Source organism: Pedobacter sp. AW31-3R (assembly GCF_052180285.1).
Lineage (GTDB): Bacteria > Bacteroidota > Bacteroidia > Sphingobacteriales > Sphingobacteriaceae > Pedobacter.
The window spans coordinates 4,750,471-4,776,871 of sequence record NZ_CP197475.1 but is presented as its reverse complement, the minus strand read 5'-3'; the positions used below and the strand labels follow the sequence as shown (position 1 = coordinate 4,776,871).

At 40.9% G+C, this 26,401-nt stretch carries 23 protein-coding genes and 4 tRNA genes; 14 read left to right on the top strand and 13 right to left on the bottom strand.

The window, feature by feature from the left end; all coding sequences use genetic code 11:
- Nucleotides 1–16 precede the first annotated feature (16 nt).
- Nucleotides 17–2,530, top strand: coding sequence for a response regulator (locus ACSBL2_RS19645; protein ID WP_442588257.1), 2,514 nt, complete (start codon nt 17–19; stop codon nt 2,528–2,530).
- Between the two features lie 144 nt (nt 2,531–2,674).
- Here the strand turns inward: ACSBL2_RS19645 and ACSBL2_RS19640 are convergent, their stop codons facing one another.
- Both ACSBL2_RS19640 and ACSBL2_RS19635 read right to left on the bottom strand, forming a co-directional pair.
- Entirely contained in the window at nt 2,675–3,271 is a 597-nt protein-coding gene (locus tag ACSBL2_RS19640) for a hypothetical protein (RefSeq protein ID WP_442588256.1), read from the bottom strand.
- A 125-nt stretch (nt 3,272–3,396) separates the two neighbouring features.
- Nucleotides 3,397–3,900: a hypothetical protein gene (locus tag ACSBL2_RS19635; RefSeq protein ID WP_442588255.1), complete on the bottom strand. Its 504-nt coding sequence runs from the start codon at nt 3,898–3,900 to the stop codon at nt 3,397–3,399.
- A gap of 286 nt (nt 3,901–4,186) precedes the next feature.
- On the opposite strand from ACSBL2_RS19635, the gene ACSBL2_RS19630 reads away from it, so the two are divergent.
- The 6 genes from ACSBL2_RS19630 to ACSBL2_RS19605 all read left to right on the top strand — a co-directional run bounded on the left by ACSBL2_RS19630 (nt 4,187) and on the right by ACSBL2_RS19605 (nt 11,219).
- A complete protein-coding gene (locus tag ACSBL2_RS19630; RefSeq protein WP_442588254.1) occupies nt 4,187–5,248 on the top strand; it encodes a LacI family DNA-binding transcriptional regulator in 1,062 nt (353 codons plus the stop codon).
- Nucleotides 5,249–5,384: 136 nt separating this feature from the next.
- Nucleotides 5,385–6,680, top strand: coding sequence for a sugar MFS transporter (locus tag ACSBL2_RS19625; protein WP_442588253.1), 1,296 nt, complete (start codon nt 5,385–5,387; stop codon nt 6,678–6,680).
- A gap of 8 nt (nt 6,681–6,688) precedes the next feature.
- A complete protein-coding gene (locus tag ACSBL2_RS19620) occupies nt 6,689–7,354 on the top strand; it encodes a carbohydrate-binding family 9-like protein (RefSeq protein WP_442588252.1) in 666 nt (221 codons plus the stop codon).
- A gap of 121 nt (nt 7,355–7,475) precedes the next feature.
- Entirely contained in the window at nt 7,476–9,020 is a 1,545-nt protein-coding gene (locus ACSBL2_RS19615) for a family 20 glycosylhydrolase (protein WP_442588251.1), read from the top strand.
- 146 nt (nt 9,021–9,166) lie between these two features.
- Nucleotides 9,167–10,351, top strand: coding sequence for an N-acetylglucosamine-6-phosphate deacetylase (nagA, locus tag ACSBL2_RS19610; protein WP_442588250.1), 1,185 nt, complete (start codon nt 9,167–9,169; stop codon nt 10,349–10,351).
- Between the two features lie 79 nt (nt 10,352–10,430).
- Nucleotides 10,431–11,219 (top strand): glucosamine-6-phosphate deaminase, encoded by a 789-nt coding sequence (locus tag ACSBL2_RS19605; RefSeq protein WP_442588249.1) that lies wholly within the window; start codon nt 10,431–10,433, stop codon nt 11,217–11,219.
- Between the two features lie 1,094 nt (nt 11,220–12,313).
- Here the strand turns inward: ACSBL2_RS19605 and ACSBL2_RS19600 are convergent.
- Both ACSBL2_RS19600 and ACSBL2_RS19595 read right to left on the bottom strand, forming a co-directional pair.
- A complete protein-coding gene (locus ACSBL2_RS19600) occupies nt 12,314–12,769 on the bottom strand; it encodes a JAB domain-containing protein (protein ID WP_442588248.1) in 456 nt (151 codons plus the stop codon).
- Nucleotides 12,770–12,788: 19 nt separating this feature from the next.
- Nucleotides 12,789–13,661 carry a hypothetical protein gene (locus ACSBL2_RS19595; RefSeq protein WP_442588247.1) on the bottom strand — a complete coding sequence of 291 codons (873 nt, stop codon included), beginning with the start codon at nt 13,659–13,661 and terminating at the stop codon, nt 12,789–12,791.
- A gap of 789 nt (nt 13,662–14,450) precedes the next feature.
- On the opposite strand from ACSBL2_RS19595, the gene ACSBL2_RS19590 reads away from it, so the two are divergent.
- Entirely contained in the window at nt 14,451–15,020 is a 570-nt protein-coding gene (locus tag ACSBL2_RS19590; RefSeq protein ID WP_442588246.1) for a hypothetical protein, read from the top strand.
- A gap of 173 nt (nt 15,021–15,193) precedes the next feature.
- Here the strand turns inward: ACSBL2_RS19590 and ACSBL2_RS19585 are convergent, their stop codons facing one another.
- The 7 genes from ACSBL2_RS19585 to ACSBL2_RS19555 all read right to left on the bottom strand — a co-directional run bounded on the left by ACSBL2_RS19585 (nt 15,194) and on the right by ACSBL2_RS19555 (nt 17,298).
- On the bottom strand, nt 15,194–15,532 hold the full coding sequence (locus ACSBL2_RS19585; protein ID WP_442588245.1) for a HepT-like ribonuclease domain-containing protein: 339 nt from the start codon (nt 15,530–15,532) through the stop codon (nt 15,194–15,196).
- Nucleotides 15,519–15,830 (bottom strand): nucleotidyltransferase family protein, encoded by a 312-nt coding sequence (locus ACSBL2_RS19580; RefSeq protein ID WP_442588244.1) that lies wholly within the window; start codon nt 15,828–15,830, stop codon nt 15,519–15,521. The genes ACSBL2_RS19585 and ACSBL2_RS19580 overlap by 14 nt, the downstream gene beginning before the upstream one ends.
- 389 nt (nt 15,831–16,219) lie before the next feature.
- Nucleotides 16,220–16,304: transfer RNA gene (locus ACSBL2_RS19575), tRNA-Leu, on the bottom strand.
- Between the two features lie 48 nt (nt 16,305–16,352).
- Nucleotides 16,353–16,425 (bottom strand) — tRNA-Gly (locus ACSBL2_RS19570).
- 47 nt (nt 16,426–16,472) lie between these two features.
- Nucleotides 16,473–16,557: transfer RNA gene (locus tag ACSBL2_RS19565), tRNA-Leu, on the bottom strand.
- 45 nt (nt 16,558–16,602) lie between these two features.
- Nucleotides 16,603–16,675, bottom strand: a tRNA-Gly gene (locus ACSBL2_RS19560).
- A 134-nt stretch (nt 16,676–16,809) separates the two neighbouring features.
- A complete protein-coding gene (locus ACSBL2_RS19555; protein ID WP_442588243.1) occupies nt 16,810–17,298 on the bottom strand; it encodes a regulatory protein RecX in 489 nt (162 codons plus the stop codon).
- A 133-nt stretch (nt 17,299–17,431) separates the two neighbouring features.
- Here ACSBL2_RS19555 and ACSBL2_RS19550 point away from each other — a divergent pair, with 133 nt between their 5' ends.
- Both ACSBL2_RS19550 and ACSBL2_RS19545 read left to right on the top strand, forming a co-directional pair.
- Nucleotides 17,432–19,939: a bifunctional UDP-N-acetylmuramoyl-tripeptide:D-alanyl-D-alanine ligase/alanine racemase gene (locus tag ACSBL2_RS19550; protein WP_442588242.1), complete on the top strand. Its 2,508-nt coding sequence runs from the start codon at nt 17,432–17,434 to the stop codon at nt 19,937–19,939.
- Between the two features lie 30 nt (nt 19,940–19,969).
- Nucleotides 19,970–20,563, top strand: coding sequence for a DUF502 domain-containing protein (locus ACSBL2_RS19545; protein WP_442588241.1), 594 nt, complete (start codon nt 19,970–19,972; stop codon nt 20,561–20,563).
- A 252-nt stretch (nt 20,564–20,815) separates the two neighbouring features.
- Here the strand turns inward: ACSBL2_RS19545 and ACSBL2_RS19540 are convergent, their stop codons facing one another.
- Together ACSBL2_RS19540 and ACSBL2_RS19535 are read right to left on the bottom strand one after the other, a co-directional pair.
- The gene (locus tag ACSBL2_RS19540) at nt 20,816–21,523 is read right to left on the bottom strand and encodes a TIGR00730 family Rossman fold protein (protein ID WP_442588240.1); all 708 of its coding nucleotides are present in this window, start codon (nt 21,521–21,523) and stop codon (nt 20,816–20,818) included.
- A gap of 18 nt (nt 21,524–21,541) precedes the next feature.
- Nucleotides 21,542–23,020, bottom strand: a complete 1,479-nt coding sequence (locus ACSBL2_RS19535; protein WP_442588239.1) for a sodium:solute symporter — start codon at nt 23,018–23,020, stop codon at nt 21,542–21,544.
- Nucleotides 23,021–23,103: 83 nt separating this feature from the next.
- Between ACSBL2_RS19535 and recR the strand changes: the two genes are divergently transcribed.
- The 4 genes from recR to ACSBL2_RS19515 all read left to right on the top strand — a co-directional run bounded on the left by recR (nt 23,104) and on the right by ACSBL2_RS19515 (nt 26,330).
- A complete protein-coding gene (gene recR / locus ACSBL2_RS19530) occupies nt 23,104–23,721 on the top strand; it encodes a recombination mediator RecR (RefSeq protein ID WP_442588238.1) in 618 nt (205 codons plus the stop codon).
- A gap of 5 nt (nt 23,722–23,726) precedes the next feature.
- Nucleotides 23,727–24,542, top strand: a complete 816-nt coding sequence (locus ACSBL2_RS19525) for an SDR family oxidoreductase (RefSeq protein ID WP_442588237.1) — start codon at nt 23,727–23,729, stop codon at nt 24,540–24,542.
- 184 nt (nt 24,543–24,726) lie between these two features.
- Entirely contained in the window at nt 24,727–25,713 is a 987-nt protein-coding gene (gene trpD / locus ACSBL2_RS19520; protein ID WP_442588236.1) for an anthranilate phosphoribosyltransferase, read from the top strand.
- The gene (locus ACSBL2_RS19515; protein ID WP_442588235.1) at nt 25,710–26,330 is read left to right on the top strand and encodes a phosphoribosylanthranilate isomerase; all 621 of its coding nucleotides are present in this window, start codon (nt 25,710–25,712) and stop codon (nt 26,328–26,330) included. The genes trpD and ACSBL2_RS19515 overlap by 4 nt, the downstream gene beginning before the upstream one ends.
- Nucleotides 26,331–26,401: the final 71 nt, after the last annotated feature.

Sequence of the window (26,401 nt, the reverse complement as noted above, 5' to 3'; positions counted from 1 at the left end):
ATTATTCAGAACGGCAATGTTAGAAATTAACTGGGCAAAAAGAGCGCTCGAATTTATAAACGAACTTGGGGTAGCTGATCAGTTTGAGGGATGGGAGAGAATGATTCAACGCAGTCTCGAACAATTAAAACCCCTGTCGGGAGCATCGCAAGTCTTGTTTATCAAGCAGGAAGATAACCTCACCGCCAGGATCATTCCTCAGAAATCGATGACTGATCAATATATAGATCCTTCAGCACTTCATGTATTCAGGCAGGATCATCAGGTACCACAATATTTTGATGCTTCGTTTGAAAATTTTGATGACCGGCTGATTGAGCTGTTTAATTCACCGGCCTCCATGGCTGTGCTTCCGATTTTACAGTCCGGCCTGGAAGGGTATATTTTCCTGATCTGGGAGGATCGCTTTGATTTTTCGGCAGAATTTAAACTTTTTGCGAACTCCTGTCTGATTAAAATCACCGAGAAGGTAACACTTTCTTACACCTATTATTCACTGGAAGAACTAAAGGTTCGTTTTAATGCTATTTTACAAACTGTTCCACAGGGGATTGTTTTTATTGACGACAGTGGAATCAACAGCTGGATTAATGACCATGCAGCTAAGCTGTTTATGCTGGAGGGAGGAAATGTTGCTCCTGCAGTATTGGCTGAAGCGATGCAGCAATTGCGCAATTCGGCCGATAATAAGGAAGAAATTTTTAAAAGAGGAGTGGAGCTTTTCCAGTCGGAAGACAAGAAAGTTGATAACTGGCAATGGGTATTTACAGCTCCTAAGCTTTTTGTGCTCAATGTTTGTTGTGTACCAACCGTGTCTGAACATGTAAGTGGAATGTTATGGACTTTTGATGATATTACGAGACAATACCTGTTTGATCAGCATCTGAAAGACCTGAATGCCAAACTTGAGGAAAAAAGCAGAATGGCGAGTGAACAAAATCAGGCCAAATCTGAATTTTTAGCCAATATGAGCCATGAAATCAGAACGCCGATGAACGGTGTCATTGGAATGACTAGTCTGCTTCGGCATACAAGTCTGGATAGTGAGCAACTCGATTTTGTGGAATCGATCAGGGTAAGTGCAGATTCCCTTCTGGAAATTATCAATGAAATCCTGGACTTTTCAAAAATTGAATCGGGTAAGCTGGAACTGGAGGAACACCCATTCTTTATTCATCATATTATTGAAGAGACCTATGATTTACTTTCTGTAAAAGCTGCGGAAAATGATCTTGATCTTCTTTATCAGATTGACCCTGAAGTGCCCATGGAGGTGATAGGGGATATGACACGGCTAAGGCAAATTGTGGTGAATCTGGTAGGGAATGCCATAAAATTCACGCCGAAAGGTGAAATCTTTACTTCTATCAGTTTGGTTTCCAGAAAGAACGATCATTATGAGATTGAGTTTTCAGTAAAGGATACCGGAATAGGGATAGCCCAGGATAAAATGTATAAACTGTTCAATTCTTTCTCCCAGGTTGATGCTTCTACGACCCGTAAATATGGGGGGACAGGGCTTGGTCTGGCGATATGTTCAAGGTTGGTGGATAAAATGGGGGGACGGATATGGGTAGAAAGTGAGGAAAATGTAGGTACATCATTTAAGTTTACTGTTCAGCTTAAGGTCAGTAAGCAGATTAAACAATTCAAATCAGCTGTTGTCCAGCAGGAGTTAGTAGGTAAACGCGTATTACTAATTGATGATAACCTGACCAATCTGAAAATTCTTAAAGGACATTGTGAACTCTGGGGAATGCATGCGGATACTGCTGTTAATGGTATGGAAGGTTTATCATTCGTAGCAAATCACCATTACGATCTTGTGGTGACGGATATGCTGATGCCTGGTATGGATGGTATTGAGGTGGCTGAACAGCTGCATGAAAAATATGGGCACCAGCTCCCATTGGTACTATTCAGTTCTGCGGGACAATATGCGCAGGAACTGAAACACAATAAAAAGTTATTCTCCGCGGTTGTCGACAAACCTATTAAACAGGGACATTTTCAAAATATGCTGATCGATGTCCTGTCGCATAGTCAGGCAGGTACGCTAAACTCAGCAAAAAGTCAGGAACCGGATCATGTCCACCTGAATGTTATTTCAGAATATGCAGAACTAAACAAGCAGGAAGTGAGTGTACTGGTTGCTGAAGATAATATCATTAATCAAAAGATTGTGATTAAAACTTTAAAAGGGATTGGTTATGATGCCGATATTGCAGCCAATGGAATTGAAGTCCTTTCCTCCTTAAAAAGACAGCTATATGATATTGTTTTAATGGATATCCAGATGCCGGAAATGGATGGTTTGGAAGCAACAAGACAGATTATATCGGCATATGGTGACAAGCGGCCATTTATTATCGCGATGACGGCCGGGGCTTATGAAAAAGACCGTGATGATTGCTTTGCCGCAGGGATGGACGATTACCTTACCAAACCATTTAATGTGGCTGATTTTAAGCATAAATTTGATTTTTGGAAGGCTAAAATAATTCAGAAAAAAAAGAGCCGGAAAAAATAAAAGAGGCTGTTTGGCCTCTTTGTGAATGCACTCCTGATCTTTTATTTTTGCTTACAATTCAGCCACCAAGTAGCTGTTGTACCAAAATATCAAAGAAGCATGGGGATCGCAAAAACCTTTCAGAAGGGATAAATCATGTATCGGCTAACTGTGTTTTTTATGGCGTTTTGCAGGCAACATTTTGCTGATGCCAAAGCCGAGGATCCAGGTGTCGTATGATTTCCATTTCAGGTCATAGCAAAGCTCTGCACCTATTTCCCAGCTGTCACCTATATGCCAGCCATATTCAATTCCTGCAGTAGATAGGAACAGGTTTTCCGATTTGGTGATCTCATCACCTATTCCCAGCATAATAGAAACATGTTTTCCTGTTTTAAAAGATCCTACAAGTTTCGTTGCCAGTGGTTTTTCGCGCTCCAGGATGGTTTCATCCTGATCAGCCAGGTGTTCTTCAACGCTGAAGTCCTCAAAAATCACATCATTGTGGAGCCCAAGGGACCATTTCGAGTTGAACATATAGTCGTAATTTAATGACCAGGCAGCCATCATGAGCCATTTCTTTTCGTCGTTCTCTATGCCTTCATGAATATGGGCATGTCCCATGGCAAGTGTAAACTTATGTGCGGCGGCAGCCGGTTTGTGGGGTGTGTGCTCCTGTGCGGAAAGAGGGATAGTGAAAAAAGCAAATTGCAAAAGGAGAAGGGCCAAAAAGGCACTTTTTGGATTGGAACAGGTATACATTGGTTATCTATTAATTTTCTGCAAACCAAAGAAAATTTGGTTAAATAAAAATTGATAGTAATCACCTATTGGATAATTTTATTATTTTATGTGCTGCCTGAATAAGCTGTAGTTGTTCAGGTAAATTATGTGGTAAGGTAAAATATTTGTGCGTAATTTGTGATGTTCCCTGTTGCCTTTTCAGCTTCTATTTGGTCTATAAACAGCTTTGAAACTGTATATTTGCCTTCTTCGAGTTCCAGGCTCAATTCGTATTCCTTGCCGTCGCCAAGCTTTAAATAAGCTACCTTATTGTCCTTCTTTAGGAAATGAAAGACATCATTGGTATATAACTGATAGTCATCAAATTTTTCGTCTCCATAAGAAAAAGACGGCCTGATGGCAAAATTAATAGGGACCTTTTTTCCGCTTTCATCTTTTCTGAAAAATGTGATTTTATCTTTGGTGTACGCTCCGGTGGTTTTCTCATTTAACAGGTCTTCGCCGGCCTCGTTTTTAATAACCAATTTGAAATCAGGGCCATTGCTAATTGGCGAGCATCCACAGAGTGCACCACCATCAATATTCATTTTTTTACAACCAACGCCTGCTATAAATAGAATTGCACAGATAAAGATGAATTTTTTCATGAATGATGTTTTTTTATAAAGATATTGTATTTATGCATTAGTGTAAAATAAATCATTTAAATTTTCATTATATCTTATGGGTGATCTGTTATTTATTCATGTTTGATCATGTGCTTCATTTTTATGGGCTGGAATCGCTTGTTCAAAAGAATTTTAGGGATAGAAATTGGTTCAATGTAATAAATTACCCTGAGGCAAGCCATCTGTAATGATGTACCTGATTGCATTCCATCTGGAAGATGTAAAGAATAAATTCTAGTATCTTTAGATCATTTATTTTAGAGATATGACTGAAAAAGATAAAGAACTGAGGGGAGTTAAGGAAATTGCCAGAATAGCCAATGTATCCATTGGCACGGTAGACCGGGTGATACATGACCGTAAAGGAGTTTCACAAAAAACCAGAGACAAAATCAACGCCATTATTCAGGAACTGGATTACCAGCCCAATATCTTTGCGCGTCGACTGGCTTCCAAAAAACAAATGATCTTTGCAGTGCTCATCCCTAAAGTTTCAGAAGAAACCGATTATTGGGATGCCCCCTTATTGGGAATTGCGCAGGCCAGTGAAGAAATTCTTCCTTATGGGATTAAGGTGAAGCATTACCTGTACGATCTTAATGACATCAAATCTTTTCAGGAACAAGTGGATCTCCTGGATTTGTCTTTAATTACCGGCGTTCTGATTGCCCCTGTGTTTATCGCTGAATCCCTTAATTTTCTTAGGACACTGGAGGAAATAAAAATTCCTTATGTATTTATCAACTCGGATATTCAGGAGCAGGAAAATCTGAGTTATTTCGGGCCAGATCTTTACCAGAGTGGTTATCTCTCTGCACACCTCATGAAATACCTGATTGAAAAGGAAGACTGTATTCTCATCGTCAATATCTCTCATGAAATAGATAATCAGCATCATCTCCTGCGGAAAGAAGAAGGATTCAGGAATTATTTCAGTACGCATCAGCTGCCAAATCATTTGCTTAAGATTGATATCAAACAGACAGATTATGCATTTGTCAGCAGTTCCATGGATAGTATACTGGAGAATAATGCCGTTTCCGCTATTTTTGTGACCAATTCAAGGGTGTCAACCGTTGCGAAGTATTTAAGAGAATCAGGTAATACCAGCAACATCCTGATCGGATTTGACTACACCAGGGAAAACCTGTCCTTCCTTAAGACAGGGGATATCGATTTCCTGATTTGTCAGAAGCCCAGAGAGCAGGCTTATTTAGGCGTGATGGCACTTTACCATTTCATCGTGCATTCCAGGGAGGTGAAAAAAGATAATTTTATGCCAATTGATATCATCACAAAAGAAAACTGTGATTTCTATATCAATTAGGATAAGTCTTTTCCAATGGTCCCGTCAGATCACAATAAAGGGATGAATATTTGGAAGTTAAGCAATAATTATGTTTATTCGTGTACGTTAACGTTAATTGTCCGGTCTTTCTTTTGTCCGGGAAAAACCAAATGGCATGGATAAAAAAAATTATACCAAATCACTGTACATTATTGCCGTACTTTTCTTTGTATTCGGTTTTGTGACCTGGATCAATGCGATGCTGATCCCGTATTTCAAGATTTGCTGTGAACTCAATAACCTGGAGTCTTATTTTGTGGCCTTTGCCTTTTATATTTCTTATCTCTTCATTTCTTTCCCGGCTTCCTTGCTGTTAAAGAGGTTCGGCTTCAGGAAAAGTATGATGATGGGATTCTGGGTGATGGCTGCAGGAGCCTTTATATTTGTACCTGCTGCCGAACACCGTAGCTATATCCTGTTTTTAACGGGATTGTTTACGCTTGGGGCCGGCCTGGCGATTCTGCAAACAGCTGCCAATCCATATGTGACTATATTGGGGCCAAAAGAGAGTGCCGCGATGAGGTTCAGTATCATGGGCATCTGTAATAAGTTTGCCGGAATTCTCGCCCCACTGCTGTTTGCCGCCGTTATCCTGAAATCTTCTGACCAACCCCTGTTTGACCAGATAAAGCTGATGGATGCAGTGGAAAGAGCACCAGTTTTAGATGAACTGATCAGACGGGTTATATTTCCCTATACCTGTGTTGGGGGGATATTGCTGGTGCTGGGATTTTTAGTGCATTTTTCATCCTTGCCCGAAATCAATACAGAAGAAGAAGACAGTGTTACGGCTGCCTCCAACAAAGGCAGAAACAATATTTTTCAGTTTCCACATCTTATTCTGGGTGCAGTCGCCATATTTGTCCATGTAGGTTCACAGGTAATTGCCGTAGATACCATTATTGGTTATGCGCATACCATGGATATTTCACTGCTGGAGTCAAAAGTTTTCCCTTCCTATACACTTACCGCAACGATTGTGGGTTACTTATTGGGAATCTCCCTTATTCCGAAATACCTTTCGCAGTTGCTGGCTTTAAGGATTTGTGTGGTGCTTGGACTGTTGTTCACACTTTGTATTGTCTTCCTGCACGGAACCGTGGTCTTATTCGGGCACCGTGCAGATATCTCGATATGGTTTATTGTCTTGTTGGGATTTGCAAATTCAATGATCTGGGCAGGGATCTGGCCTTTGGCAATGGACAGATTAGGCCGTTTCATCAAGACCGGAGCTGCACTTCTCATTATGGGGCTATCCGGAAATGCCGTCTTACCCCTGGTATATGGTTATCTGGCTGATGTTTACGGTTTACAGCAGGCCTATCTGGTTCTTTTACCCTGTTACCTCTATCTCTTGTTTTATGCTTTCAGTGGTTATAAACTTGAACGCTGGACAGGATTTACCTCATGATTTTCCCCATGTCAGTTTCCAATCATTCCTCCCCTAAGTTGCTGCAGGTATATTATTGTCCTGATCAGGATACAGCTGCAGCAGAAAACAGCGCGGCAAAATTGAAAGCCTTTCCCTGCCATGCGCTAAACAATGAGTCCTGGCCGGGAATACCTACCCTGTGTACGGCTGATTTTATGATTGCCCATACCGGGGAAAGTATCCTGTTAAAGTTTATCGTTTCCAATGATTACTTCAGTTCCTTGGTCAGACCCATTAACACTGAGGTGCATATGGACAATTGTGTGGAATTTTTCATCTCTTTTGATGCTTCAGCAGGTGCCTACTATAATATAGAATTTAATTGCCTGGGCATTGGCAAGCTGGGTTATGGACTGAGAAAAACAGGCAGGACGCTTTTAGATGAATCACTGATTAACAGGATCAGGACGATAACAAGTATGAACAGGAGGGGGGAGCGTTTTGATTGGGAGATGTTTCTCCATATCCCTAAGGAAGTATTTGCATTCCATCAGATTAAAAGTTTTGCGGGAATGACCGCTACGGTAAATTTTTACAAGTGCGGGGATGGACTTCCGAATCCGCATTACTTATGCTGGAATAAAATCACCGCCGGTCAACCAGATTTTCATCTTCCTGAATATTTTGGACGCATTGATTTTCTGGAGGCTTAGCCGGCTTTCAACCCTGTAGATTAAAAAATGTTTAAATATTCGTGTACGTACCCGTTTTTTTAATATATTAGCATATAGGTAGTTGTAAATGTTGCTTGAGACCCACCTCATAAAAAATATAATGATGAAGAGAAGCGTATTTCTGATGGTGTTGATGACCATAATTTGTATCCGGGTACAGGCCGGAGATGTCGATAGCAGTAAACCTCCATTTCAGGTCAGGGGATTTCACCTTGATCTGCGCATACAGGCCATTCCTATGGATGCACTACGAAATCTGGCACTCCAGCTGAGTAAAGGTGGTATCAACACCCTGGTCATGGAATGGGAGGGGACTTATCCTTTTCAGGATGAGCCCATGATTCCAAATCGTTTTGCCTACACAAGAACGGAAGTGAAGGACTTTATTGCGTATTGCGACTCCTTATCTCTTGATGTTGTTCCCTTACAGCAAAGTTTTGGGCATGTGGAGTATATCCTGAGACATCCCAAGTACAAAGATTTAAGAGAGGACCAAAAGGACTATTCCCAGGTTAATCCTCTCCGTGAAAAGGAAGCAAGGAAACTTTTTACGGCACTTTACCGTGACCTGATCTCTACACACCATTCCCCGTATATCCATATCGGGGGAGATGAAACTTATCTGCTGGGACATTCAGAAGAGTCCAAGGAGAAAATCAAGGCAGTGGGTATCGGCCGGTTATATGGAGACTATATTAAGATGATTTGTGAGATCGTTGTCGGATTGGGAAAGCGGCCGGTACTGTGGGCAGATATTGCACTGAAATATCCGGAAGCGCTGGTAGGATTGCCGAAGGAAACTATTTTTATCGACTGGAATTATGGATGGGATATTAACATGTTCGGCGATCACCAGAAGCTCATGCAGAGTGGTTTTGAGATCTGGGGAGCACCATCCATCAGAAGTCATCCTGATAACTTTTTCCTCACCCAATGGGGGAAACATTTTAAAAATATCACTGACTTTGTCCCGATGGCCAATGATTTGGGGTATAAGGGGATTATCATGACCTCCTGGTCAACCTCAGGCCTTTATTCCCCTGTTTTTGAAACCACGAGGGATATTGCAGAGCTGTATCCGATCAGGCGCGTGTATCCGATCAGCGGGTTCAATATGCTGATTTCAGCTTTTCAGCAAAGTATAAAATCTGCAAAACCCCTCAACAGCGATAATTTTATAACGCAGTACTGCAGGGAGCAATATGGCCTGGATAAAAACAGTACGCGTCAATTCTGGCAGGCAATTTCTGCTGTTCCATACGAAATTACCCAGGGAAAACCCGTGGGCACTGCACTGACGATTGATCAGATGATAGACAGTACAAAATATTCACTGAAGGTACTCCAGGAAATTCGGCCTAAGAAAAATGAAAAGGAATTTGAACATTATCGCCTGATGGCTGCGATCCGTTTGCAATACCTGAGCTATCAATCCATTGAGGCGAGAGCAAATTCTCCGGAGATGAATGCGGATAAGCTGAAGGCATTGATCAGTGAGCTGGAAATACTGTCTACTGCAGCACTGGATGAAAAGTTTACTGCGCTCAATTCCCATGTGATGTATCCTGGAGAAATTGCACAGGAAAATGAACTCCGTAATGCGAAGATCTCTGTGCTGCTGGCCAGGCTTAAGCGATTAAAATAAGCCAATCAATTCAAATTTGTTCAGGTACTGTTCAGCCTTGGGAGGAGAATTGAACCGACCAGGAAATCAATTTTGCAGCAGTACGTTTTCATGCATTTCACCATAGGGGATGGGAGGAAAAACAGGAAGTAATTATAGGAGAGAAAATGAAGAGGACTAAGATATATAATGGTAAAATCATCACTCCGCATCGTATCATTGATGGAGGGTGTGTGGTTATTGAAGCTGGTAAAATTGTAGAGGTGAGTACCACCGACATCACCATTGATGGAGTAGAAGCGATTGATGCCTCAGGTCATTATATTGCCCCCGGATTTATTGATATCCATGTTCATGGGGGAGCGGGACATGATTTTATGGACAATGATCCTGATGGTTTTCTGGAAATTGCCAGGTTGCATGCCAGGTTCGGGACAACAGCAATGATGCCTACCACCTTAAGCAGTGAACAGCAGGATCTTTTAACCACACTTGCGGTATATGAAAAAGCACATGCGCGGAATTTACATGGGGCGACTTTCGTGGGGCTGCATATTGAGGGACCCTATTTTTCCATGCAGCAAAGGGGGGCACAGGATCCAAGGTTCATCAGAGATCCTGTGGTTGCAGAATACCAGGAAATTATTGCCAGTTCAGCACATATCAAGCGCTGGAGTGCGGCTCCGGAGCTAAAAGGAGCACTGGAATTTGGCCGTTATCTTTGTGAAAGGGGGATACTGCCCTCCATAGCACATACGGATGCTATCTATGAAGAGGTCTTGCCGGCATTTGAACAGGGCTTCAGGCATGCCACCCATTTTTATTCCTGTATGTCGGGCGTATCAAGGCGCAATGCAAAGCGTTACGCAGGGGTAGTGGAAAGTGCTTACCTGCTTGATGCCATGACGGTGGAAATCATTGCAGATGGGGTACATCTTCCGGCGCCCTTACTTTCTCTTGTACTTAAAATAAAAGGGGCCGACCGTACTGCCTTGGTTACCGATGCCATGCGGGGTACAGGTTTACCTCCCGGCCCGAGTATACTCGGCAGTTTGCGTGATGGGATAGCGGTGATTGTGGAAGATGATGTGGCGAAACTTCAGGACAGGAGTGCTTTTGCAGGAAGTGTAGCCACAATGGACAGGCTGGTGAGGAATATGGTGAATATGGCAGGAGCAACACTGGAGGATGCCGTTAAAATGGCTTCGCTTACCCCGGCCAGTATTATTGGCATCCATGAACAAAAGGGATCTATTGTTGCGGGCAAGGATGCAGACATTGTAATTTTTGACAAGGATATACATATCCTGAAAACAATGGTATCCGGAGAGGTGATCTATACAAAAGACTGAGAAGAGTTGATCCTGTAGTTGTATGCCAGAGAAATTACAAAGAAGAATACCATAAAAAGATAATATAAATTGATACAGAATGGTGCTGGAAAAGAATATAGGACCGCTTGAGGTCAGGATTTATGAATCAAGAAAACTCCTGGGAGAGGCGGCTGCAAAACGTCTGGCAGAAAGTATTGCCTTATTGCTGAAAGAAAAGGAGGAACTGAATATTATATTTGCCGCGGCTCCATCTCAAAATGAATTTTTAGCGGCCTTATCCCATGAAAATATCCGCTGGGACTGTGTGAATGCTTTTCATATGGACGAATATGTTGGATTGGATGAACATGCACCGCAACGGTTTGGCAATTTTCTGAAGGAAGCGCTCTTTAGTAAATTTAATTTCAGGTCTGTTCATTACCTGAATGGCAATGCGGAAGATGTGGAATCGGAATGCATGCGTTATTCTTCTCTTCTTGAAGATTTTCCTGCAGATATCGTTTGTTTGGGAATTGGCGAAAATGGGCACCTTGCTTTTAATGACCCGCCAGTAGCAGATTTTAATGATCCAAAGTTGGTAAAAGTGGTGGAACTTGATTTGCCTTGCAGGCAGCAACAGGTGAATGATGGCTGTTTTAGTCGCCTTGAACAGGTTCCTACGCATGCACTGACCCTCACTATTCCGGTACTGATGCATGCAAAGCTGATCAACTGTGTGGTACCGGGCAGCAGAAAAGCACAAGCTGTAGCCCATACGCTGAGGAAACCCGTAGCAGAAGATTTTCCGGCTACAGTTTTAAGAAAACATGCCGGGACAGTCATTTTCCTTGATTCGGATAGTGCGGAGCACATTTATGCTGAACTGAAGTTCTTATGTAATCAATAGGTATTAAAAAATGACGGGTAGGGTAAAAAGATTTTTAGATTATCTTGATTTCTTGTCCAATTATTTGATTCTGAACATATTTAGCGATAAAGATCGTGTCTGGTTCGTTGATAGTCAAATGTTTCAGGTCTGGGGCGCTTCATTTAAAATCCCTGCTCATCTTGCTCCTAATCCCTTGAATTGACTTATGAAAGCTTTGACTTTGGTATTAAAAATTCTGTAGAAGTATAACCAAAGTAGCTTGAGAATTGATAACTATTTGTTACTCCCCACACTTATCCTATCCAAAAATATCAGTGATATTACTACAGTTTTGGGAAGTAAATATAAGGCCTTCTAAAAAACCGGAAGTGATTTCGAAGCCTAGAACAAGTATAGATTTGATGTACTTATATTTATTTTAAGACATGTTTATGTGTTTTAATGGTTATTTTTATATCTAATAACGATTATTTATTTTAATTAATTGTGTTCATATTGTCAGTGTTTGTGTTCACTATTTGGCCTGTACATCCTCGGTCAGCGTGCGACTCAGGTGTATATTATTTCCGAGAAAAGTCCGTGTAAAAATCACTAGTATTTTTCAGCCGCTCAAAAGTCGGAGTCAAGTCGCACTTGACACGCAGTTTGCCCAAGGATGTATCGAACATTTTCCGAAACCGTTATCAAGTTGTAAATGTACCCAATCGTAAACATTTCTAGTTTTGTATAGAAAGAAAATAATTAATATAAGGACTTCTAAGCGGATAAATAGTCAGGTTAGTATTTGTGTTAGGTTCTTGCTTTTAGGTGCACAGCAGAGCTCTAAATAGCCTAATAACGTAAAATGATCAACCTTTATACAAGTAGTTTGCGCATATATTGAAATGATAACCGGAAACGAGGTGTTTTATGGCAAATTTAAATCCGGTTACACTCCATTTTCCATGGGGAGTGAGTGAGAAAAATTTAGCCTGTTTTGTGTTTTTAATGCAGCTGTCATCTGTTGGGTTTTTTAGTTAATTTTTAGTTAAATTTGATGTGTGGAATATTAGGGTTCATAAGAATATGGATCAGCCACCTAATGCCTGGATGAAAAATCATTGAATTGGCAATTATAATATTCCTTTATCTGTAAAACTGAAATATTGGTCTTCACTAATAATCAAATGATCAAGAATTTCAATATCAAGTAATTTTCCTGCGGCTTTCAATTTTCTTGTCATCGCGATATCTTCAACACTTGGCTTAAGTTCTCCTGTGGTGTGGTTGTGACATAGGATGAGAGCTGACGCGCAGGATTTTAATGCGGCCACAAAAATCACCTTAGGATCTGCTATTGTTCCACTGATCCCACCCTTAGAAATATTGACTATGCCTAATACCCTGTTTCTTCGGCTCATCAGCAGGATTTTAAACTCTTCCAATAGCTGGATTCTTCCGGAATGCCATTGCTGGATGAATATTTCATAGGCATCAAAGGAGCTGTTTATTTTTGGCCTGCTGGAAACTTTGAAATTTGGAGTGTAGCTCAATTCTACCTCAGCTACTGTAAATCTTTTATGTACCATTATATTGTAATTTGGATGATTATGAATTGGTTTCAGGTGATGTTAATGCTGCAGGCATGAAATTCTGTTGAAGCTCATTGATCTTTTTTCTGCAAAGGAGTTCTGCCATTTCAATAAAGGCCATCACTCTGACAAACAGGTAGTGTGCATCATAGTTGTCGATTTCGTTGTCAGAGAGTTGCTCTTTATTTTGCAGCATGTCAAACAGTTCTTTTTCCTGAGGGGAAGAAGTGTGCAATAATTCAGCAGGTTCATCAGAGAAACAAGTGGTTAAACCGATCAGCCATTCCAGATCCAGCATATTGGTTTTATAGTTCATAAATGTGTGTATCATTGCAGCACAAGCATATTGTATGGCACTGTTGAACATAAAGGGGAGGATCAAATTCCGGTCTTCACCGAGATTGAGTTCTGCAAAATCCCTGAAAGCCTGTGCCATTTCAAGGGTATAGTTCGATACCAGGATGGTGTTGTGACTTATTTCCTGTAAGTCTGGATACGGGATGTGGGGTAATTCCAGGTCATTCTTTTTGAATAGGAAGACTCCATTTTTGAATACGTTGTCAAAGAAATACCTGTTGATGTTATTGGGATCTTTTATCTCTGTTTCTCTGTGCGTGAGTATAGTAACCTTCATATCAGGGCAATTCTTTTTGATGAAATTCCAGACCTCTTGACAGGGATATTCATCATCAGGGGTCACGATCATCAGTAAGAAATAATGGATTGCTGTATTTGTGAGGTTTGCATAACACCCTTTTTTATTCCTGGTGACCAGGGTTTCATGGAATGAGATGATACACTGTGGGGAGAAATTTTGAATGAGTTTATCCATGAGCTCATTTAAAATTTCATCTTTACTACTGAGGTTTTGCTTGTTTATATTTTCCATAATGCTTTATGTTTGTTGTTGGAAATCCAATTGAAGGAAGTAACAAAAGGTCATAAATTTGAATCGTTTTAATCCCTGTTTCCATCCCGAAACATTAGTCACCGGATGGGGTTAATAATTTTGGGTTTGCTCGCTGAATTACAATAATGTCTTTCGTATTAATCGAACAATATTGCTAATTTTGAGACACAAGAATTCCCTTACGTTTAAGACGTTTATCTTTTGAATTTGATGAGTTAGAAAATTTGAATGCTTTAGACGTTTGTTATTCCGGGGGCTTGAGAAGATTCTTAATTACATTTTTTAGGTAGAAAGCAATAGTTAGCTGTGAAAGTAAAGCGTAGAATTCGACACGACAATTATGTGTATTGTGTCTATTAGGGAGATGACAGTTTAAATTCGTTTTCATACCTATAAGTTTGAAACGATCCTCTCAAAAACAGTATGTTACCTGATTGATGAAAATCAATAGGGCGAACTCTGCTGCTTTTGGACGAGGAAAACCGTCAAGTAAACCACCTCTGGATCTACGCGAGATTTGGAGGTTGCTCCCAAAAGTCTTACGCAAAGCTCGCCCTACTGGATATATCGGTAAAGATAATATATTCCAGGAACATGGGCGAACTTACGGACTTCTCGCGAGCAAAATTGACGGTTTTTCGTGCAAGAGATATCGTTACAAGTAGATTTTTAACTACTTGATTCGTGTCGCTTTATTTAACTAAACAAATATAACAGGATTATTTCGAAATAACAAGTTGTACTTAGATTAATTTTTAAATAATTATATTGATACATAATAGCATAGCCGTTTCACTAGAATTCGGCCTCCAGGTAAAAAAGTACTTAGAGCATTTTGGATTAACGGAGGGAGACTTATCTCGCTTGATCAATTCAAACACAAATAAAATTCAGGATATTCTGTCCGGCAAAACAGGAATAGTTCTTAATTCTGCTGAAAAGATTTCCAATGTTTTTGGGTTGAGGTATTTTGAATTAGGAAACCCACTTTTTTCAATTCCATTAATTGAGTATTTACCAGAGGAAACTCAAAAATTTATTGAAAAGAGAAAGGTTAGAGGAATACCGGTAATCAACAGAAATTATAGTAATGATATTGCTGGTAATCTTGATAAGATTATAAATGAGAGTGATGTATTACATTTTCCAGTGACAGCTGAAGAAATTAGATTACGGTTGCCAAAGGAGATTCGGGATACTATAAAGGCATCTAGAATAACCGATTTATTGAAAAAAAGTGGCAGAGATAAAATCGTTATCCAAGTAGATAAAAGAGGAAAAGAATTCCTTTTTCAGTTGAAAGAGTTTGCTCTTGGTAAACAGCCGCCGGATAAGTAATGAGTTTCAGATGATCATACAATGATGTAAATTTGGATCAATGCCGAATGTTGTGGATTAGCTATTAAAAAGTTTAGGATTTCCCTATCCCTGGACACAAAGTATTTTATCATATCAAACGACGCGGATGGCTCAATACAGCGGATTCCACGGCGATTTACAGGAATTGGACATTAGTACTCTGAAATTATCTCACTAATAGCATTCCTTAGATCTGGAAGCTTAGATATAATAATATCCCAAACAATATCATAGTCTATTCCAAAATAATCATGAATCAGGCGATTTCTCGTTCCTGACATTTTCCGCCATTCTACATGAGGATATAATGATTTGAAAGCAGGATCAACCTTATTGCTAGCTTCACCTATAATCTCGAGACTTCTTATTAACGCTCTGGAAAGAATAGGGTCGTTAATTACATCTTCCTTGTTTTTTCCAATTGTAGAATCAAGAATGAAAGAGGTCTCCTCTAGAATATGTTTTAACAATTCAATATTAGAAGGAAACATTTTCAGCTTGATTCAAAATATGTGGCCCAATATATTTACTAAGAGATTGTGGCGTGACAACTTCAACTCTTCTGCCTAGGAGATCCTCAAGGAAGAATGACAAATCCATAAAATTATCATAACTCTTTTGTTGCGGATCAAATTCTACCAATAGATCTACATCACTATCATCATGTAATTTACCTGTAATAAAAGATCCAAACAGACTTAGGTTTAAAACACCAAAAGACCTTAACTTTTGACCATTGGCTTTAAGTAGAGATAATAATGATTGCTTATTTTGAACCGCAGTATGCATACCCAAAGATAATCAAAATTTCAGCACAAATAAAACCATAATACTGATTATCAAATGAAGCCTCGGATCTTAGGCTTCATTTGAGATTTCAATTTATATATACTATGTTATTGGTCGCAATTGCAGCTAGAATGTATCTAAAAATGGGGAGCAATTAGGAGAGTCAAAATCGAAAACAGCATAAGATACTATTCAAACGCTGGTTTTCGTACTAGATGTGAATCCCAGCGTTTGAATAGTATCTTATGCCTAAATTACAAAAAATTAGAACTGCTCCACAACATCTGGCATTGATCCTTACTTGATTCATATTTATGCTGAACTGAAAGGGTAATAAAAAAGGGCTACTTGAGAAGTAACCCTTTTGAAAACAAAAAATATTTTGTTTGTACTCAGAGCGGGAATCGAACCCGCACGACTTTTAAGGTCACAGGATTTTAAGTCCTGCGTGTCTACCAGTTCCACCATCTGAGCAGGTGTTGAACCTTTTAAAATAAAAGCCTTCTGAAAAGAAGGCTTTAGAGCGAAAGACGAGATTCGAACTCGCGACCCCGACCTTGGCAAGGTCGTGCTCTACCAACTGAGCTACTTTCGCATTGGTATAATAATGTCTGTATATATTTTATACAGGGTATTCTTTAGTACTCAGAGCGGGAATCGAACCCGCACGACTTTTAAGGTCACAGGATTTTAAGTCCTGCGTGTCTACCAGTTCCACCATCTGAGCAGGTGTTAACCTTTTAAATTAAATTCTCCGGTAAAAAGAATTTAGAGCGAAAGACGAGATTCGAACTCGCGACCCCGACCTTGGCAAGGTCGTGCTCTACCAACTGAGCTACTTTCGCATGGTTTAATGCTACATCATCCGATGAAGCCCTTCAGGAGGCGGTTTAAATTGTAAACCTTGTTTCCGTTTGGGATTGCAAATATAAATACTTTTATATTACTGTCAAGTTATTTTTTACAAAAAAATCTAGTATCAGCTTAAGTTATTGTCTTTCAGTACCTCTGAAATTAAATTATTTTCAAAGCCCCTGCCCAGCAGATAAGTCACCAGCTTATATTTCCTTTTATAAGGCTCTTTTTCTGTTATAGAAGCCATTTTTTTCTCTGCTATAGAGAGGATGGTGTGTAAATATTCATCATAATCTATGGCATTCAGTGCTTTTAAGATCATTTTATCAGGCACATTTTTTAGTTTCAGCCCCTGTCTGATCTTAATTTTCCCCCATTTCTTGATATTAAACTTTCCGGAAACATAAGCCATGGCAAACCTTTCTTCATTCAGAAAATTGTTCTGTATCAGATCTGAAATGATCTCCTCAACATCATCTTTCCATAAGCCCCAGTCATACAGTTTGTTCCTCAGCTCCTGTTGGGAACGTTCCTGATAGGCACAGTAACTCTCTGCTTTTCCTAAAGCAGCTTTCTTATCCAATACTACAGGTTTTGATGGTTTTCTATCCAATGTGTCCTTCTTTTTTTTTTCGCAAATATCCACATAATAATTGTTGTTTGCAGGTTTACGGAATGTATATCATCAGATCCCATTCGACTATCTTTTACTAACTTTGCCGCCCATAGCTAAGTATCTTTAACAAATGAGCGAAAGAAACTATACCATCCTGCAGATTGCGGAAATACTCCATGTTGATCTCAGGAATGTACATGATCATACCGGTGTAAATAACAATATCAGTAGCAATGCCAGTATAGGTCACCCTATCAGCATTAATAATCTGGTGATAGACAGCAGGAATGTGATCGATGCGGAATCCTCCCTGTTTTTTGCTATTCCAGCGGAGCGGAACGGACATGACTTTATTGCTGATGCGTATGAAAACGGAATCAGGAATTTCGTGATCAGTGATCCCGCTTTTATCGGACAATTCGCAGAGGCAAACTTTCTCCTGGTACCTGATGTCCTTGGCGCATTGCAGCAGCTTGCCGCCTATAACCGCAGCCTGTTCAATAAAGAGCTGATTGCGATCACTGGCAGCAATGGGAAAACAGTGGTAAAAGAGTGGTTGTACCAATTACTTGCGGCCGATTTTAATATTGTGCGGAGTCCGAAAAGTTTTAACTCGCAGATCGGCGTTCCTTTATCCTTATGGGAGATAGAAGAGGAGCACACGCTTGGCATATTTGAAGCAGGAATTTCCAGGATGGAAGAAATGCAGACCCTTGCAGACATGATCAGGCCCACCATTGGTATTCTTACCAATATCGGAGAAGCCCATGCCGAAGGTTTTTCATCACCAGCGGAAAAATTAGCAGAGAAATTGAAGTTATTCAAAGACACCCGTCTGTTTATTTATTCACCTGATTATACGGGTGTAATAGCTACCAAAAATCTGCCGGGAAGACAACAGTTTTCCTGGAGCACCAAACAAAAAGCTGATTTACAAATTCTTTTTGTGGAGCCGATTGAAGGTAAAAACTATATCCGGGCTTTATACAAACAGGAAGAAATAGAATGTCTCATCCCATTTAGTGACAGGGCTTCTGTAGAGAATGGAATTATTTGCTGGGCTACGTTGCTTGCACTAGGGTATTCTGCCGAGGAAGCAGACCTGCGCCTGGAAAAGTTAACTGCTGTAAATATGCGGCTTACCCTGAAAAACGGGATTAACCAATGCTCGGTAATTGATGATTCCTATAGTGCCGATATTTCTTCATTGGCCATTGCGCTGGATTTCCTGAAGTTGCAGAATCAGCACGAGAGACGTACACTGATCCTGTCCGATTTATATGAGACCGGAAAGAATGACCAGGATCTGTACACAGAAATCGCTTCGCTGATCAGACAGAAAAAAGTGAACCGGCTGATAGGTATCGGTCCGCATTTATCTGCTTTCGCGGAATTATTCGACCTGGAAGCCGTATTTTACCAAAGTACCGAAGATTTCATCCATCAGCTTCCAGCAATTCATTTTGCCAATGAAACTATCCTGGTCAAGGGGGCACGCAGGTTTGGCTTTGAGCGGATCAGCAAACTGCTGACCCAGAAAATACATGATACGGTTTTAGAGATTGACCTGAATGCATTGGCCAGCAACCTTAAATTCTATAAGACAAAATTAAAACCTGGTGTGAAGGTAATGGCGATGGTAAAAGCCTTTTCCTATGGCAGTGGCAGCTTTGAAATTGCTAATCTGCTGCAATACCATAAGGTAGATTACCTGGCTGTCGCATTTGCTGATGAAGGGATAGCGCTAAGGAAAGCGGGGATCACGCTGCCAATAATGGTGATGAGTCCGGAACCCTATGCTTTCGAAGCTATTCTGAAGTATCAGCTGGAGCCGGAAATATACAGCCTGGATATCCTGAAAGAATTTATGGCTTTTTTACCACCCTCGGTAACAAACTACCCTGTGCATATCAAAATAGATACGGGAATGCACAGGCTTGGATTTGAAGATCCCGATTTACCGGATCTGTTAGCTTTGCTGGGCACTTCGGGCCAGCTAAAAGTGATTTCTGCATTTTCTCATCTGGCAGCAAGTGAAGATGAAGTGCATGATGATTTTACAAAATATCAGATCGAGCGTTTTGTAAGCCTTTCAGGGCAGTTAAAAGATGGGCTTGGATATGATTTTATACGCCATATTTCAAATACATCTGCCATTACACGGCATCCTTATGCACAATTTGATATGGTAAGAATAGGCATAGGTTTATATGGTTTCGATTCAGGAATAAAAGCCGGCAGGGGACTACATACGGTTGCTGTATTGAAAACAACGATCACACAAATCAAAAAGATTGGCCCTCTGGAGACAGTAGGGTATGGACGCAGGGGAGTATTACCTGGTGGAGGAACCATTGCAACGGTTAAAATTGGCTATGCGGATGGCTACAGGCGGGCTTTCGGTAATGGGGTGGGGCAGATGATGGTAAATGGGCAGCTGGTTCCTACAGTAGGGTCTATAGCCATGGACATGTGTATGCTGGATATTACGGGTGTCGAGGCCAAATCGGGTGATGAAGTGATTGTTTTTAATCATCAGCTGACGATTGCCGATCTTGCCGCACAGATAGATACCATTCCGTATGAAATATTGACTAATATTTCTCAAAGAGTCAAACGGGTATATTTTTATGAGTAATTTTGCAGAAGAATAAATTAGGACTGGGGAATGAATAAATTGGGCAGGATATTATTGAATTATCTGATTAAGGGCTTACTGATTGTACTGCCTGTCGCGTTAAGTATCTATATCGTGATATGGGCGGTGACCACAGTAGACAGCTGGCTGAATGTGAACAATATTCTGGGTGTTGATCCCAGAACCGGGGCGAGCAGGAATATTCCCGGTTTAGGTTTGGCATTGGTGATTACCCTGATCCTGATCGCAGGGATTTTTGTAACCAATTTTGTGACTGAGCCAATGTACAACTGGTTCAACAGATGGATGAACAGGCTGCCGGGACTGAATTTTATTTATTCTTCTATTAAAGACCTTGCCGAGGCATTTGTTGGAGATGAAAAGAAATTCAATCATCCGGTCATCGTGGAAGTGGAAGGGGATATGAAAAAGATAGGTTTCTTAACCCAACAGGACCTGGCTTCTATTGGTCTTCCCGGTGAAGCGGTTGTCTATTTTCCATTTTCCTATTCCTTTGCGGGACAGGTATGTGTAGTGAAAAAGGAACGTATTAAAATCTTGAACATGAGTGCAGCAGATGCTATGAAACTGGTGGTGTCTGGCGGTGTGAGCCATATCAATTAATTACCTTAAGCCAAATTTGAATAAACGGTCTCCACATAGAAATTGAGATTTTTTAAGAGATTAAAAATACCCCATCAAGTGGATGCGGCTACAATAAACAAGAAGTTGTATCATTTACGAAACTAAGCCCTCTGAGTATTGAATATTTGAAAATGCTTCCGTAGGAGGCTAGGGGTAAAAACAACAAGAAAGCGGGTGGTCATGATTGATGATACACCCGCTTTCTTGTTGTACGCTACATTTTCCCGGAGGCTAGAAATTCGGTTTCAGGACATATTTTTCATAGAACCTGAAAATATGTTCGGCTGCTTCTTCAGCAGTATCCGCAAGTCTGAACAGATTCATGTCTTCTGCATGGATGTTGTGTTCTTTCTCCAGCATGGTGGTCTTGATCCATTCCACTAATCCACCCCAGTACTCTTTGCCGACCAGCACGATAGGGAAACGTGCAATTTTACCGGTTTGAATGAGTGTAATTGCCTCAAAAAGTTCATCCATGGTGCCCATTCCACCAGGTAACACCACAAATCCCTGGGAGTATTTCATGAACATTACCTTTCTGACAAAGAAGTAATCAAACTCCAGCAGTTTATTGTGGTCAATATATTTATTGTGGAACTGCTCGAAAGGAAGATCAATATTCAGTCCCACAGATTTGCCGCCATTGGTATGTGCACCTTTATTTCCGGCTTCCATAATCCCCGGCCCACCGCCGGTAATTACCCCATAACCACGGTCGGTTAATAATTTTCCGCATTCTACGGCAATCTGGTAATATTTACTGGTCTCCGGTGTCCTTGCCGATCCAAAAATGGATACACAAGGCCCTATTTTTGCCAGTTTCTCAAATCCATCTACAAATTCTGCCATGATTTTAAAAATAGACCAGGAATCTGTTACTTTAATTTCCTGCCAGTTTTTATTTTCAAAGGCTTTTCTTATTTTTTCATCACCTGTCATTCTCTCTCTGATTTATATTTAAAATTTAGTCTGGGACAGGGAGGTTTTACCTGTTACCCATAGTAATAAAAATGTGATCAACCCATTTAAAACGATCAGCTCAAAACTCATCACATAGCCGAACCAATGCACACTGTTGCTGTTGATGATATAACAAAGCACAGGGGAAATTATGCAGATATAAGGTACCAGCCGATCGGCAACACCACGTTTGGTGAGCATGCCAAAGGCAAAGAGGCCAACCAAGGGCCCGTAGGTATATCCCGCTGCGGTAAATATAGAGTTAACGACAGAATCATCGTTAATGATCTTAAATACCAGGATAACCAATACCATAAGGACAGAAAAACCGATATGTACCATATGCCTCTGACGTACCAAAGCGGGTGCATTTTGATCTTCTTTTTTATCGAAATGTAGAAAATCTACACAAAATGAAGTTGTTAATGCCGTCAGTGCAGAGTCTGTGGTCGCAAATGTGGCAGCCGTTAAACCCAGCATAAAGATAATGCCGGGAATAATATTCAGGTGGTTCAGGGCGATTTCCGGATAAAGATGGTCTGGTGTTTTTAGTGCAGTCACATCAATACCGTTTTTAGCAGCGTACAGGTATAACAAAGCACCTACACTCAAAAAGAAAATGTTCATGACCACAAATACTCCGGTGAAAGTGAACATGTTTTTTTGTGCTTCGCGGATGGTCTTCATACTCAGGTTCTTCTGCATCAGGTCCTGGTCCAGCCCTGTCATGGCTATCGTAACAAAAATTCCACCCATAAACTGCTTGAGGAAATGTGATTTGCTGCCCATGAAGTCTTCCCAGAAAAATATCTTTGAATAACTGCTCGTCTTTACGGCCTCAATAGTACCTGCAATATCCAGGTTGAGGGATTTAGAAATAAAAATAATGGACAAAACTACCGAAAGGAGCAAAAATACAGTTTGCATGGTATCAGTAATGATAATCGTTTTTAATCCCCCTTTATGGGTATACAGCCAGATCAACACCAGGCAGATCACTATCGTGAGCCAGAAAGGCACATTCCAGGCATCAAAAATGAACTTCTGTAAAACGATGGCTACCAGGTAAAGCCGGAAGGCTGATCCGATAGTCCTGGATACCAGGAAAATAACGGCTCCTGATTTATAGCTCCTGGGTCCCAGTCTTTTTTCCAGATAGGTATAAATGGAAATCAGGTTCATGCGGTAATATAAGGGAAGCAGGATGGTCGCAATGATGATAAACCCGACGGCATTTCCCAGTATGAACTGGAAATAGCCAAATTCACTTTTTCCAACCGCCCCGGGTACAGAGATGAAAGTAACACCCGATAAGGCGGTTCCTATCATCCCAAAGGCTACCAGATACCATTTCGAATTCCTGTTGGCAATGAAAAATGAAGCATTGTCAGACGAATTGCGGGAGGTAAAATAAGCTACACCAACTAAGAGTGCAAAATATCCCAAAAGAAAGGATAAAAGGATGGCTGGAGTCATATTCTGGTAAATGATTAGGAGCTAAATGTAAGAAAATCATATTTTAAAAATCAAATAACAGAAGATAAATATAAATTTGTAAGATGAACTTTTCATCCAGGCTTCTTGAAGATGCTGTTAACGAATTCTCTAAATTACCGGGCGTAGGCCAGAAAACCGCATTACGGTTGGTGCTTCATTTGCTCAATAAAGAGCAGGAAGAAGTAGATGCTTTCGGAAATGCTATAATGAGATTAAGGAAGGATATTAAACACTGTACCATATGTCATAACATTTCCGACCAGCCCATCTGTGAGATCTGTACGGCAAACAGGCGCGATAAGGAAATCATTTGTGTGGTGGAAGATACAAGGGATGTGATGGCGGTAGAAAATACCTCCCAGTATTTTGGGGTTTACCATGTGCTTGGCGGGCTGATTTCGCCTATGGATGGTATTGGTCCCTCAGATCTGTATATCGATTCCCTGGTGCAGCGCGTGGCTACCACACCTGTGAAGGAGGTGATCCTTGCCTTAAGTGCAACAATGGAAGGGGATACCACTTTGTTTTACCTCTATAAACGATTAAAAGATTTTCAAATTCCAATTACGACCATTGCCCGTGGTATTGCTTTTGGTGGTGAACTGGAATATGCAGACGAGATTACCCTTGGTCGCTCAATCGTGACCAGAGTACCGTATGTAAACGCTTTAACGAAATAATTAAAATGGAATTTAAGAATAAAGTAGTCGTGATCACCGGTGCTTCCTCCGGCATCGGAAAAGCCTGTGCTGAGGAATTTGCAAAACGCGGTGCCCAGCTGGTACTCGGTGCGCGGCAATTTGTGTCTTTGTGTGAAATTACGGCCGATCTGGAAAAAAGATATGGCATTAAAGCACTGGCCGTTCAGACAGATGTGAGTAAGGAGAGCGATTGTGAACTGCTCATTAAACAGGCTGTATTGACTTTCGGAAAAGTAGATGTTTTATTAAATAATGCAGGTATTTCCATGCGCGCCCTGTTTGCTGAACTCGATCTGTCAGTATTGAAGAACCTGATGGATGTAAACTTTTGGGGTACTGTTTATTGTACAAAATATGCCTTACCGGAAATCATAAAATCCAAAGGCAGTATCGTAGGTGTGTCTTCTATTGCTGGATACCGCGGTTTACCGGGAAGGACCGGATATTCGGCTTCGAAATTTGCGATGAATGGATTTATGGAAGCATTACGGACTGAATTGTTAAAGACGGGGGTTCATGTCATGGTGGCCTGTCCCGGTTTTACGACTTCCAATATCCGTGTGGCGGCCTTGTCGAAAGATGGTCTGTCACATGGTGAAACCAGTATGGAAGAGGGGAAAATGATGTCTGCCGAAGAGGTATCGGTCAATATTATCAATGGGATCTCAGCACGTAAGCGTACCCTGGTGATGACCGGGCAGGGAAAATTGACGGTATGGTTGAATAAATTACTTCCTGCATTGGCCGATAAGCTGGTATTTAATCATTTCACCAAAGAGAAGAATGCCCTGATAAAATAGTTGCAAAAAGATTTGCTGCTTTGCAAAAACAATTCCATATTTGTGACAATGATACTAACAAACGGACTTAATAATTGGTGGTGGCACAACGCAGCAGCGTAGTGTAACCCTATTTTGTACGTTTTATTTTATATAAAAATATTTGTGGGTTGCTCTGAAGAGCAACCTTTTTTTGTTTATAGCCATGAAGAAAATTCTTAACCACTTATTTGAAAACAAGTCCTTTAGCAGGGAAGAGGCGCAACGGATTCTGACGTCAATTACTGCCGGAGAATTCAATACCTCGCAGATTGCTGCATTTATTACCGCCTTTGGGATGCGTAATATTACCGTGGCAGAGTTGCAGGGATTCCGGGATGCCATGCTTGACCTTTGTGTGAAGGTCGACCTGTCAGATTATGAACTGATAGACCTCTGTGGTACCGGCGGAGATGGGAAGGATACCTTCAATATTTCTACGCTTGCGTCTTTTGTGGTTGCTGGTGCGGGTTATAAAGTCGCCAAACATGGTAACTATGGCGTCTCTTCAGGATGTGGTTCTTCCAATGTGATGGAACATCTGGGTTACCGGTTTACTTCAGAGCAGGATGTATTGAAACGCAGCCTGGACCGTGCCGGTATTTGCTTTATACATGCGCCCCTGTTTAATCCGGCAATGAAAATTGTAGCGCCGATCAGAAGGGATCTGGGCGTGAAAACATTTTTCAATATGTTGGGCCCCATGGTGAATCCGGCACAGCCGAAAAACCAGATCGTTGGGGTGTTTAGTCTGGAACTCGCCCGTTTGTATGCTTACCTGTACCAGGAAACGGATAAAAATTATACGATACTCCATGCTGTTGATGGTTTCGATGAGGTTTCACTGACCTGTGATGTCAAGACCTTCAGTAAAAAGGGAGAAGCACTGATTAAAATCTCTGATCTGGGCTTTGACCAGATTGATGTGCATGAAATTGCCGGTGGCGATACCGTTGAATCTTCCGCTAAGATCTTTATGAATGTACTACAGGGAGCCGGTACCTATCCACAGAACAATGTCGTTTTATGTAATGCTGCACTGGCTATTCAAACCATCTCTCCTGAACAGTCTTTTGCGGATTGTTACTATGAAGCTGAAACTTCTCTGCTCGGCGGACATGCATTAAAGAGCTTCCAAAACTTAGTACAATGAAAGCAGGATTAAAAATATGCGGGATGAAAGTTCCTGCCAATATCGCCGAAGTAGTGGCCCTGGCACCGGATTATATGGGTTTTATCTTCTATCCGGGTTCAAAGCGTTTCGTTGCCTATCTCGATGCCAATGAGGTTAGGAATATTCCAGCACCTATAAAAACTACCGGGGTATTTGTCAATCAGGATCTTGAGGATGTGAAACAAGTGATCGATGCCTATCAGCTGAAAGCGGTACAGCTGCATGGCAAGGAGAGTCCGGAATATTGCGCAGCGCTATTGTCTTCTGCTGAAGTGATCAAGGCATTTGGGATTGATGCAGATTTCGATTTTGACAGCTTATTGCCTTATGCCGATCAGGTGGATTACTTCCTTTTTGATACGCAAACGCCAGACCATGGTGGTTCAGGAAAAACCTTCAGCTGGCAACTGCTGGAAAAATATACAATCAATACACCGTATTTTTTAAGTGGAGGAATAGGTATAGACAGTGTGCCGGAATTGTTGCAGCTGAATGATAAACGTTTATATGCCCTGGATGTAAACAGCCGGTTTGAAACAGCACCAGGAATGAAAAATATAGAAGAACTCAAAAAATTCAAATCGCTAATTCAATAAGTTCAATAGACGAATTCAACAAATTTAAAACCCTGCTGTCCTCATGGAGGATCAACAGCATTAAACATAAA